The sequence below is a fragment of the Natrarchaeobaculum aegyptiacum genome, from assembly GCF_002156705.1.
GTDB classification, from domain to species: domain Archaea; phylum Halobacteriota; class Halobacteria; order Halobacteriales; family Natrialbaceae; genus Natrarchaeobaculum; species Natrarchaeobaculum aegyptiacum.
Window position 1 is genome coordinate 2,268,538 of sequence record NZ_CP019893.1, and the last position, 12,312, is coordinate 2,280,849.

The 12,312-nt window shown below is 64.4% G+C and carries 8 protein-coding genes; 5 read left to right on the top strand and 3 right to left on the bottom strand.

Going from position 1 to position 12,312, the window contains the following annotated elements:
- Positions 1 to 4 precede the first annotated feature (4 nt).
- The 3 genes from B1756_RS11055 to B1756_RS11065 all read left to right on the top strand — a co-directional run bounded on the left by B1756_RS11055 (position 5) and on the right by B1756_RS11065 (position 4,686).
- A complete protein-coding gene (locus tag B1756_RS11055) occupies positions 5 to 1,945 on the top strand; it encodes a TRAP transporter permease (protein ID WP_086888589.1) in 1,941 nt (646 codons plus the stop codon).
- 318 nt (positions 1,946 to 2,263) lie between these two features.
- Positions 2,264 to 3,028: an ABC transporter ATP-binding protein gene (locus B1756_RS11060; protein ID WP_086888590.1), complete on the top strand. Its 765-nt coding sequence runs from the start codon at positions 2,264 to 2,266 to the stop codon at positions 3,026 to 3,028.
- Positions 3,025 to 4,686, top strand: a complete 1,662-nt coding sequence (locus B1756_RS11065) for a hypothetical protein (protein WP_186336451.1) — start codon at positions 3,025 to 3,027, stop codon at positions 4,684 to 4,686. The genes B1756_RS11060 and B1756_RS11065 overlap by 4 nt, the downstream gene beginning before the upstream one ends.
- Before the next feature lie 9 nt (positions 4,687 to 4,695).
- Here B1756_RS11065 and B1756_RS11070 read toward each other — a convergent pair whose 3' ends face one another.
- Together B1756_RS11070 and B1756_RS11075 are read right to left on the bottom strand one after the other, a co-directional pair.
- Positions 4,696 to 5,766, bottom strand: a complete 1,071-nt coding sequence (locus B1756_RS11070) for a quinone-dependent dihydroorotate dehydrogenase (RefSeq protein ID WP_086888591.1) — start codon at positions 5,764 to 5,766, stop codon at positions 4,696 to 4,698.
- A gap of 520 nt (positions 5,767 to 6,286) precedes the next feature.
- Positions 6,287 to 7,084 carry a ZIP family metal transporter gene (locus B1756_RS11075; protein ID WP_086888592.1) on the bottom strand — a complete coding sequence of 266 codons (798 nt, stop codon included), beginning with the start codon at positions 7,082 to 7,084 and terminating at the stop codon, positions 6,287 to 6,289.
- 117 nt (positions 7,085 to 7,201) lie between these two features.
- On the opposite strand from B1756_RS11075, the gene tenA reads away from it, so the two are divergent.
- Positions 7,202 to 7,870 carry a thiaminase II gene (gene tenA / locus B1756_RS11080; RefSeq protein WP_086888593.1) on the top strand — a complete coding sequence of 223 codons (669 nt, stop codon included), beginning with the start codon at positions 7,202 to 7,204 and terminating at the stop codon, positions 7,868 to 7,870.
- 422 nt (positions 7,871 to 8,292) lie between these two features.
- The gene (locus tag B1756_RS11085; RefSeq protein WP_152031303.1) at positions 8,293 to 10,740 is read left to right on the top strand and encodes a hypothetical protein; all 2,448 of its coding nucleotides are present in this window, start codon (positions 8,293 to 8,295) and stop codon (positions 10,738 to 10,740) included.
- Between the two features lie 77 nt (positions 10,741 to 10,817).
- On the opposite strand, the gene B1756_RS11090 is transcribed toward B1756_RS11085, so the two are convergent.
- Entirely contained in the window at positions 10,818 to 12,293 is a 1,476-nt protein-coding gene (locus B1756_RS11090; RefSeq protein ID WP_228434339.1) for a methyl-accepting chemotaxis protein, read from the bottom strand.
- Between the last annotated feature and the right edge of the window lie 19 nt (positions 12,294 to 12,312).

Genomic DNA, 12,312 nt, shown 5'->3' on the forward strand with positions numbered 1-12,312 from the left:
CACGATGGACCTCCACAGCAACGAATCGGATACCCTCTACAGAGCGGCCAGCGTGCTCTTCTGGATCGGGATCGCCTACTACGCGCTGGCGCTGCCGTTCGACGCCGCCCGGTTCGCGATCGCGTTCGTCGGCGGCTCGCTCGTGCTGTATCTCTACCCGAAGGTCGACAGGTCCCGGGTCGGGTACCTGAACGGCGGATTGCTGGTCGCGTCCGTCGTCACCACGGGGTACTTCTTCTATATGTACGAGGTGCTCAACGAAGCACGTATCGGCTGGAATACGACGCTCGATTACGTGCTGGCGACGATCCTGATCGCGATCGTGGTCTATCTGACCTACGTCGAGTACGGCTCGACGTTCCTGGCGGTGATTCTGGTCGGACTGGGTTACGCGTACTTCGGGCCGCTGTTTCCCTCGTGGCTGTACCACTCCGGACTCGGAATCGAACGACTCCTGCAGACGGGCCTGCTCAACATGACGGGAGTCTACGGGAACCTCACCCAGACGATGGGGATGTGGATCGCCCTGTTTCTCCTCTATGCGGGCCTCATACAGGGGTACGGAGGAATCGGGATCCTCATCAGGGCCTCACAGCGACTCTCGACGTACGTCAAGTCGGGGGTCGCACAGATGGCGGTGATCGCCAGCATCTTCGTCGGCTCGATCAACGGGAGCGCGACGGCGAATACCGCTATTACGGGCTCGATCACGATCGACGTGATGAAGCGAAACGGTCTCTCCGGCTCGAAGGCGGCGTCGATCGAGTCCGTCGCGTCCTCCGGTGGCCAGATCATGCCGCCAGTCATGGGTGCGGCGGCCTTTTTCATGGCGTCGCTGCTCGCGATCCCCTTCGTCGACGTCCTCGTCGCCGGCGTCATCCCCGCGCTCGTCTTCTACATCCCCGTCGTGATCGGCGTCCACTACGGAACGAAAGACCAGCTCTCGAGCGACGGGAGCGACCTGGCGGAGGCAGATACCGGGTCGATCGACGGCGCGGAGATTTCGCTCGTGAACGTCGTCGGGTTCGCGATTCCGTTCGCGCTGTTGATCTACCTGCTGGCGATCGCCCAGTACGGCGTCATGTACTCGGCGCTGCTCACGGTCGTCGCGATGCTGACGTCGGGATTCGCGATGAACGTCGCACAGAATCCACCGCGCGAGGCGCTCTCTGCGTTCACCGCGAACACGGTCGACGGCGCCGTCATCGCAGCGAAGACGACTGCAGCGCTCACCATGATCATCGTCTCGATCAGCCTGATCGTCGAACTCTTCATGGCGACCGGTATCCCTTCGAAGATCGCCCTGGCGATCCTGCAGATCTCCGGCGGCGTCCTCGCCCTCGCGGTGATTCTGGCACTCGCGATCTGCATCGTCATCGGCATGGGAATGCCTACCGGTGCCGCCTATTTGCTGGTCGCCGTCCTCGTTGCACCCACGCTGACCACGGAGTTCGGCGTCGCTGACCTCGCCGCCCACTTCTTCGTCATGTACGGTGCCGTCCTCTCGGCGCTGACGCCACCGATCGCCGTCGGCGTCATCGTCGCCAGCGGGATCGCCGACTCGAGTTTCTGGGAGACGGCGAAGAAGTCGATCATCCTCGGCTTTCCGCTGTTTTTGCTCCCGGTCGTCTTCATCTTCCAGCCCGACATCGCTGCCGCGGACCTGTCTGCGAGCCGGTTGCTCCTCGGGCTGAACGTGCTGGTCGGCATGATCGGCCTCTCCTACGCCCTGAATCGGCCGTTCGATCACGGTGACGGGCTCCCGGTCAACGGGTACGCACCCAGAGCTGCCCTCGCCGGACTCGGCCTCGTCTCGATCTTCTCGCCGGTGACGGCCGTCGCGTTCGTGACCTCCGTGCTCGTCCTGGCACTTCTGTTGTACCTCGAGACGCTCATCGGGGAGTCCGTCGACGGTGCGCTCTCGGAGGCCGGCTCACACCGGTAACTGGCGAGGCCCTGACGGTCTCTCTTCGACCGCCCGAGCGCAAATCCTGTGGGTCCCGGCGTTCGAGCGCGAACTCCGCCGGGTCTCGGCTTTTCCGGTGGCTGGTTTCGGGCTGGTAAAAGAAACGTCCGGTCGGACACGAGATCGATACGCATAGGACTAAATATCAAATACAATATTATAATTGGAAATTGGTATATGTGGTACATATCTAATCCATTCCGGGCCGCTCGAACTGCCACGGCCAACACAACGCTGACCGCCCCGTGGAACGGCAGCACTTAAGTCGCCTCCCCGAATCGTTTCCTACCTGTCACTATGCCCTCCGGTTCACTCGCGATCGATGCCGACGGGTTGACCAAGCGCTTTGGCTCGGCGACAGTCGTCGACGGCGTCGACCTCGCGGTCCCGCGCGGTTCGGTCTACGGTTTCCTCGGTCCCAACGGAGCCGGCAAGACCACGACCATGCGGATGCTGACGACGCTCACGCGGCCGACGGCGGGGACGGCTTCGATCGACGGCGCACCGATCACCGACCGTGACGCCGTTCGGGACCGCATCGGCTACCTCCCCGAGACGCCGCCGGTCTTCGACGAACTCACCGGCCTCGAGCAGCTCCAGTACGTCGCTCGCCTGCGGGACGTTCCCGGCGAGACCGCCGCCGAACGCATCGATTACTGGCTCGAGCGGTTCGACCTCGCCGACGACGCTGGCAAGCGGATCGGCGACTACTCGAAGGGGATGACCCAGAAGATCGGCCTCGTGGGCGCGCTCGTCCACGAACCCGCGGTGATCTTCCTCGACGAGCCGACCAGCGGCCTCGATCCACGTGCCGCCCGGACCGTGATCGACGCCATCGCGGAGATGGCCGCTGCCGGCCACACCGTCTTCCTCTCGACGCACATCCTCCCCGTCGTCGAGGAACTCGCAGACGTCGTCGGCGTCCTCGCCGACGGCTACCTCGTCGCCGAGGGGCCACCCGACGAACTGACCGCTCAGCTCGAGCAGGGCGGGGATTCGACGCTCGAGGACGTCTTCCTCGCGGTGACGACCGACCACGGCTCGCGAGCCCGGCAGGTATGAGCACGGACTGGGACGAATGCGCCGGTGGGCGACGGCGCTCGAGACTCCCCGATCCCGGGGAGACGTGGGTGATCGCTCGAACCGAACTCAGGCGGCGCTGGCGCGCGCTGCTCGACGAGGAGTTGCAGTTCGTCGCGACGCTGCTCGTCGTCTTGCTGTTCGGCACGTTCTCGCTGTTCGGCCCGGTTGCGGCCTTCGGTGCTGGTCTCGGCGTCCGCTCGGGTGACGCGGGATCGCCGATCGACTGGGTTCGCCTCGCGCTCGTCACCGTCTGGCTAATCCTCGCCGGGATCGTCGCCTATCGCGGCTACGCGAACACGCTTCGTCCGGATCGACTCGACGGGATGCTGACGACGGTCTCGCCTCGAGAACTGCTCGGCGGGGTCGTCCTCGCGGAGGGGCTGACGTGGGGCGGGCCAGCGGTGGCCTACGGGCTGGTGCTCGTGCTCGCGTTCGCCGTCGGGGCTGGCTCGCCGTTGGCGATCCCCGCCGCCACCGTCGCGCTCCTGGCGACCGTGGTCACGGCGGTGATTTCGGGATTTCTCCTCGCGCTCGCTGTTCGGAACGCCGGCGTCCGGTCGCCGCTGCTCACCCGACTTCGAACGCCGATGTTCGCCGTGCTCGCCGTCGGCTACGTCTGGGTGTTCGCCTCCGGGAGCTTCGACGCCGTGTTCGGTCCCATTCTGCAGATCCTCGAGCCGACGCCGGTGGGCTGGCTCGCCGACCTGGCGATGGTCGGCACCGATCCCGACGCGTCGGCCGTCCGCGGCGTCGGTGCTATCGTGGTGACCGCGGTTTACGTGCTCGGGATGACGGTCACGTTACCTCGGCTGGCCGCGTGGCTCTGGTACGCCGATGGCGTCCACGTCGAACGCGGCGGCGACGCTTCCGTCGACGAACTCGAGGAGGAAGGGCGGCTCACCCGGCTGGTGTCGCGGCCGGTCGTCGGCGTCGCCGTGGCCGACTGGAAGCGAGCGCGTCGGGCCCCGATCACCCTCTCGTTCGTCCTCTACCCGCTGATCGTGTTGATCAACCCGATCGCGACGGTCGTCCAGACCGGCACCGTCGGTGGCTCGTTTCCCCTCTGGATCGTCCTCTGTGGGGCCTGGGTCACGGGTGCGGCGTTTACACTCAACGTCGTCGGGAACGAAGGTGGCGTCCTCCCGACGACGGTGCTCTCGGCGGATCCGGGACGGGCACTCGTCGTCGGCCACACCCTCGCTGGCGTGGGGCTGTTCGGAACGGCGACGATCGTGGCGACGGTCGTGCTCGGAATCGCGAGTCCACACCCCTCGACGACGGTCGCGACCCTCACGCTGAGCGCGGTCGTCCTCGTCGCCTGCGCCGGGCCGCTCGCCACCGGTATCGGGACGGTGTTTCCCCGGCTCGAGTCGGTCACGATCGGCCGGAACACGGAGGCGATCGTCCCGAGTAACTTTGCCTTCGCGGGCTACTCGATCGTCCTCCTGGGCTGTGCGTTGCCAGCGATCCTCGCACACACCGGCGTCATCGGCGGGTGGCTGGCGTCGGCTTTCGGAACGCCGGTCTGGGTCGTCGGCCTCGGTGGAACGGCCGTGACGGCGCTGCTGGTCGGGACGGGTGCCGTGCTGTCGGCTCGCCACGCGATTGGTGCCGTCGAGTCACACCGGCTCGAATAACGACTGAAGCTACTCGAGGTCCGCGCCCACGGCTTCCTCGACCGAGCGGAACCCGTCGCGCTCGAGCAAGGTCACGAGGCCGCGATTGATCCGGCTCGCGGTCGCGGGGCCGCCGTAGACGAATCCGGTGTACAGTTGCACGAGCGACGCGCCGGCGCGGATCTTCGCGTAGGCGCTGCCGGCCGAATCGACGCCGCCGACGCCGACGATCGGCAGGTTGCCGTCGGTGTGTTCGGCGATCGTTCGAACGACCTCGGTCGAGCGGTCCTCGATCGGCTTGCCGCTCAGGCCACCCCACTCGTCGCGTTCGGGCGAGTCGAGTCCCTCCCGGCTCGTCGAGGTGTTCGTCGCGACGATGCCGTCGAGCTCGAGATCGACCACGACGTCGACCAGTTCCCGAACCGAGTCGGCCGGCGCGTCGGGGCCGATCTTCACCAGTAGCGGGAGGTCGCGGTCGTTCTCGGCCTCGAGGGTCTCGAAGACCGCTCGAAGGTGCTCCGGGGAACTCTCGTCGAACGAGTCGGGCGTGTTCGGACAGGAGACGTTGACGACGACGTAGTCCGCGAACGGCGAGAGCCGGTCGAACACGCGCCGGTAGTCCTCGATGGCTTCCTCCTCGCTCGAGGTGTTCATCTTCCCGACGTTGACTCCGAGGGGGACGTCGGGGACGCCGTCGGTCTCGAGTCGGGCCTTGACGCGTTCCATCCCCTGACCGTTGAAGCCCATCCGGTTGATCATTCCTTCGTCTTCCCGGAGGCGGAAGAGTCGCGGGCGCTCGTTACCGACCTGCGGATACGGCGTGACGGTGCCGATTTCGGCGAAGCCAAAACCCAGCGCCTCGAGTGCGTGGGTGACTTCGGCGTTCTTGTCGAATCCAGCCGCCACGCCCACTGGGTTCGGAAACTGGTGCCCGAGGAGGTCGACCTCGAGTGCCGGATGGTCGTACCGGTAGGCCCTGCGGAGAGCCCACCGCGTCGGTCGCGTCGACTGGGCGGCCCGCAGCGCGCGCTTGCCGAGGTCGTGGGCCGTCTCCGGCGGGAGCGCGAACGCGAGGGGCCGAACCCGCGAGTACAGCGTCATTGCCGGGGGATGGAACCGACGGGTGGTAAACGTCTCGACACCAGTCTCCAGTTCGGTACTGCTGTAACTGCCCCGTCGCCGTTCGGCCCTCGAGTTCTATCGTTCGATTTCGGCTAGGGGTCAATTATATTCCAATCTCCCCGCATACCATGATTATTGAAAGAGAATAGGGGACGAGAACACCCCGAACGCTCGCAGTCCGTTCGCGGTCGTTCGGGCGGATGTCCTCGAAGGCTCGGATAGGGCCGCCCGAGCGGCCGCCATCGGACTCACGGGTCGTTACGCTCCCCGTTCGCCTCCCGCGGTTCTCGCTTCGCTACGAACCGCGCGTACTTCGCCCTTTCAATCCACCAGGCCCGCAGTCAGCCTCCCCTCTCCCGAGTCACGCGTCGATGGGCGAGCCAGGGGCTTTCGAGGTGTTCTCGATCGATTCCCCATCTGATCGAGTACAGACAATATCTCGAATACCGACAAAACGTCGACAGAAGTGAGAGACGACTAGCCGATATCTGTCTCACGATCAGACGGCCAGGACGGTGTCGACGACCAGCATGAGCGCGAAGCCGACGACGAACGTGACCGTCGCGGTGTCGGCGTAGCCGTGACCGTGACTCGAGGGTACCAGTTCCCGGAAGACCACGGCGATCATGGCACCGGCTGCGAAGCCGGCGGCGACGGGGAAGAGGCCGGTGACGGTGGCGACGAGGACGAAACCGACCGCTGCAGCGATCGGTTCCGGAACGCCACCCGAAAGCGTCGTGTAGAGGACGGTTTTCGCGTTCGAGACGCCGGCTCGAGCGGCGGGGACGGCCATCGCGAACCCGTCGGGGACGTTCTGGACGGCGATCGCGGTCGCGATGGCGATGCCGAGGCCGGTCTCGCCGCTGGCGAACGCGATGCCGACGGCGAGGCCCTCGGGGACGTTGTGGATGGTGACGGCGCTGCCGACGAGTAGTGCGCGGCGGCGGTCGTCTGCTGGCGGTGACTCTTCACTCGACTCACCCTCGAGTATCGCCGTCCCCTCGAGTCGTTCACCGCGAAACCGAAGGTGGAGGTGCGGGAGTGCGGCGTTGGCCACGAGGAGAAACCCGGTCCCCAGGAAGAGGCCAGCGACGACCTCGAGCGGCGTTCCAAACTCGAGGCCGGGGACGAGGAGTGCGAAGACGGCCGCGCCGACCATGACGCCGGCAGCAAAGCCCACCGCGCCGTCGTAGACGCGATGGCTCACGCGGTCGGCGTAGATCGTTGGGAGCGCCCCGAGACCGGTCGCACAGCCGGCAACGAGCGCAACGGCGACGACGGTTCCGAGGGAGGTCACGGTGGACCGTCACTACGGAATGACAAATAGCCGTCTCTCACCAGTTCTCACGAAATACAGGTGTATAATCGACTTGTACCAGTAGATTGTATACTGTCGAGTACTGTGGGTACACTGATGACGTTCAGTGATCAACTCCTCGCAGAAGGCGAGGACGTCTGGGAGGCACAGAAGGCACACCCGTTCGTGACGGAACTGGCCGCCGGCACGCTCGAGGAGGCAGCGTTTCGCCACTGGGTCGAACAGGATTACCGCTACCTGCTCGATTACGCCCGACTATTCTCCATCGCGGGCGCGAAAGCGCGCGACGAGGAGACGATGACGCACTTGCTCGGCGTCAGTCACGAGGTGCTCGACCACGAGATGGACCTCCACCGCGAGTTCGCGGCCGACTACGGGATCAGCAGGGAGGAACTCGAGGCAGTCGAGAAGGCTCCGACCTGCGTCGCCTACACGAACTTCCTCCTGCGGACCGCCTACGAGGGGTCGATCGCCGAAATCGCGGCGGCGCTTTACCCCTGCATGCAGGGTTACCTCGACGTCGCCGATCACATGGCCGCCCTCGCCGAGGACCTCGAGGAGAATCCATACGCGCCGTTCATCGAGATGTACACGAGCGAGGAGTTCCGCGAGGCCGCCGACTGGTGTGCGACGTTCGTCGACGAGTGCGGCGAGCGCTACCCCGGCGAACGCGAGGCGATGACCGAGGCGTTCCTCACCAGCGCGAAACTCGAGTACCGGTTCTGGGAGATGGCCTACACGCTCGAGGGCTGGGAGCTTCCGTAGGCTGTGAGAAAGTCGATTTTTGCAGCCGTGCCCACGGTTTCTGCTTCTCGATACCGTGTCACTCGAAAACAAGTCACATCGGCGAACGGTCGATCGGCCAGCACAGTCATAAGCGATGATTACAAACTGAACGACGACACACCCCCATCGCGGCACACGTGACGATGACGAGACGAGAGAGTGCGGTCCGGAACTCGCCGGCGGCGTAGCCGCTGGCCCTGCTATCGACAATGACAGCGCGTGACACTCGAGGATCGGCGGCTGGGTCGGCAGTGACAGCCACTGGACAGGCTCGATCCGATCGGCCGAGAGGAATACTCACATCAGCAACAATAATCGTGCTCTTCTTGGTCTTTGCAGCGTTGTTCCTCGTGACTCCGGTCGCAGGAATCGAGACCCCCAGTGGACCGTCGTCTGCCAGTGTGGTGGCAAACGTCGATGCTTCCGACGACGAGGTGGTCGTCCGGTTCAACGGCGACGTCGTTACCAGTAAAAGCGTCAGCTCAGATGAGGTTCCGGAGAACCCACATCTAACCGTCGGAGACGAAGACGGTGACCTCGTCGAAATCGACGGTGACGAACTCAAAGCAGGAGATGAACCCGTCACGGCAGATAACAACACCGTTCGAGTTAGGTCGGACGACCCAGACCTCGTCGTGACGACCCGAAACGTGGTCAACGATACGATCGTCGTTGACGACGACGGAAACGTCACGACGGAAGAAAGCGAGGTACAACTCGAGGCTGGTGGCGAACCGATCGTATATCCCGACTACGACCAGTATTATTACAGCGTCCAGGACATTTCCGCCGACGACGCAATCGGTGAAGGTGAAGATCTCGAACTTACCGTCGAGTTATGGAACACGAAATTCGCTGATGGTGACGAGGAGGAAGTCGAGATCCAGTTAGTCGATGGTGGTAGCGAACCCACCAGCAGAAATGTCTCCCTCGAAGGTGGCGAGCGCGAGGATCTGTCGTTTACCCACGAGACTGCATGGGGCGACAGCGACGCTACTGCAGTCGAAGTCGACGTCCTCGAGAACGGCACCACGGGACAACAACTTGGACTTTCAATTTCTGAAGCCAAGGTGGTCGTCGACGATATCGATACGAACACGCCAGTTGCAGGCGACGATCTGATCATCAGCGCTGACCTCGTTCGATTTGGCACCTACCCAGACGGAGACGACTACATCATCGACTTCTACGTCGATGGAGAGCGGGCGGGCGATACGACTGTTTCAATCCCACCGGGGAGTGAACAGACGGTCGAATTCCCGTACGAAACTAGCAAAAACGATACTACTCTAGACGTTGCTGTTGATACAGGAGATCACTCAGACAGCACGACTGCTAGTATACTGAGTCAGCCTTTTCTCGAAAACAATCTCGAGGCGATGATCGTCGATCGGAACTGGCCGGACGAAGGGGAGAACCTCACACTCACGACGTTCGTCCAGTATCAGGACGAGGACATCGAACCCGAGAGTCCCCAGGAGTACCCGATCGAACTGTACGTCGAGGGCGAGCTCGTCGACTCACACACCGCCCGGCTCGAGCCGGACGATCCGTTCGACAGGTTCGAACTCGTCTACGAGACCCAGCCCGGTGACGCACCGCGTGTCGACGCCGAGGTGCGAAGCCCCGGTGCGGGCGATACCGCCCAGCCGCGGATCAACGGCAGCGGGTTCGAGGTTTCGATCGTCGAGATAGACGATCCGGTCAACGAGAGCGACAGGCTGACCACGATCGCTCAGATCGAGAATACGGGAGACATCACGGACGAACAGGACGTCAGACTGCGTATCGACAGCGGATACGGCGATCCTGACAGGACCTCTCGGGAGGTCGTCGACAACGCGACGGTCGAACTGGGACCAGGCCACCGCACGACAGAGCGGTTCACCTACCGGACTAACGCAGACGACGTCCCCATCGTCGAGGTCGCGATCATCAGCGGCGACGACGAGGCACTCGGAAACGCGACCGTCAGGGCCGCAGAACCGTGGTTCGACGTCTCCGAGACCACTGTCGAACACGACGAGGTCACAGACGAGGTGACGCTTTCGGCGGCGGTCAACAACACCGGCCTCGAGACGGACGAGCAGTACGTCGAGTTCATCGTCGACGGCGAGGTCGTCCATATCGACCGGGTCTCGCTCGGTCCGTGGGAAGAACGGGTGTTGTCGACGACGATCGATGCACCCGCGCCCGGATCGTACGACTTCTCGGTCGTCACCGACGACGTCGAGGAGGTCGCCACAGGCGCGGTGACTGTCGACGATCCGTCCGCCGGACCCGCCGACGATGGGGTCGACGACGAGATCGACGACACCGAACCGCCGGCCGACGATGACGACGGATTACCGTGGTACCTCGTCGCTCTTGGCGTCCTCGGCGTCCTCGCGTCGGTCTTCGTGCTGGTCGTCTATCGAAACGATCCCGAGAACTTCCCGCCGGACGCGGCGACGCTCCAGCAGCAAGCCCGCTCGGCAGCGCAAACGGCCAGCGCACGCGCGTCGGTGCTCGTCGCGGCGATCAAATCCGGCGATCCCGGGGCGATCGCCGCGGCACTCAAACGCATGGTCGGTCTCGGCGCTGGCTCGCTGATCGTCCAGAACGAACTTCCTCGAGAGGCCCTCGTCCGGGTGCGGTGCCAGACGGCAGACGATACGGTCGTTCTCGAGGACCTCGAACTCGCGCCGAACGAGCGCCGGGAACTCGGATCGCTCCCGGACGCAGGCGAGTTCACGGTCGGCGCTGGCGTCGAGGACATTACGGCCCATCAGGAGGCCTTCTCGAGTGTCTCCGGTGACGTCGGCGTCGTGCTCAAAGCAGAAGGCATCCTGATCGCTAACCTCGGCTGATCCGACCCGTCGAACGTCTGCGATTCGTTTCCGTCCGAACGCCGGGGTCCGTCGTGGAGCCCTGTGTGCCGCCCTCGCTACTCGACCGTCTGGAGTTCGTCGACCCGCTCGAGCAGTTCCTCGACGATCCGTTCCTGTCGGTCGGTCGCGGTGACGATCCGGTCCGTCGCGGATTCGGTCTCCTGTGATCGATCGCGAACGGATTCGATCGTCGCGGTAAGTTCCTCGACGCTTGCAGCCTGGTCGTCGGTTACACGGGCGACTTCGGCGATTCCCTCGGTCGCCTCGTCGACCGACTCGTCGATCGACTCGAGGGAGTCGACGACGGCGTCGATTCGGGATGCGGACGTCTCGATGTGGCCGACGGCACGGTCGACGGTGTCGATCGTGGCCTGTGACTGGTCTGTTAGTTCGTCGACGCTCTCGGCGATGTCGTTCGTGTGCGATCGCGTCTCGTCGGCCAGCGTCTTGACGTGGTCGGCAACGATAGCGAATCCGTCACCGCTCTCACCGGCTCGAGCGGCCTCGATGTTCGCGTTCAACGCCAGCAGATTGGTCTCGTCGGCGACGTCGGCGACGATCTCGACGACGGCTTCGATCTCGGAGAGCTCCTCCGAGAGCGTTTCGACACTCTCGAGGAGGTCGTCGCTGACGCGAACGATCGACTCGGTCGCCTCACGGGCGTCGGCACCGGCCTCGATTCCTGCCGTCGCCGCGGCGCTTGCGTCCCTCGCAGCGGCATCGACGTCACCTGCCTGTGCGGCGACTTCTTGCATCCCGGCCGCGAACGACTGCATTTCGTTGGCGGCGTCCTCGAGCATCGCACGCTGGTCTGTAACGGTAGCGGCGACGTCGTCTGCAGCCTCGTTTGCGCCGTCGACGACGTCGTGCATCGCCGTCGTCCGATCGTCGACACGACCGGCGAGCGTCTCGAGGCTGTCTGCCATCTCGTTTACGTCCTCGAGAACCGACAGGAGCGCGTCGTCGAGGACGTCACTGGACCCGGGTACGCTCGCTCTCGCACTCAGGTCGCCACGACTGATGTCAGCTGTCGTTCGACCGATCTCCTCGACCAGATCGACGGTCGCGTCGCGCTGGTCGATTTCGTCGGTTCGGTCGACCACCACCTCGATGACGCCAACGAGGTCGGGGCCGTCGTACAGCGGCGTCGCCGAGAAGTCGATGTGCTTTTCGTCACCGTGCCGATCGACCATCGTGCTGGTATCCCCGAACCGGTTTCGCTCGGGGTCGCGGAGTTCGACGCCGAACTCGCGATGTGCACGCGCTGGCTCCTCGAGTGCCCTGTCGGCGAGTGTATCCGCCCGGCGGCCATCCGGATAGAACAGCTCTGAGACGCGGTCGTGACCGATCGCCTCTTCACGTGCGACGCCGGTCAACTCGACGATCGCGGCGTTCCACTCGACGATGACTCCGTCCTGGTCGAGGACGAACGTCGCCTGTCCGGTTCCGTCGAGCAGCTGCTGGACGCCTGCGCGCTCGAGCGGATTCTGGGATGCTCCCGATTTTTCTCCCTCGTCGGCTCTCTCTGCCACGGTTTCCGCTCCCGGCCCC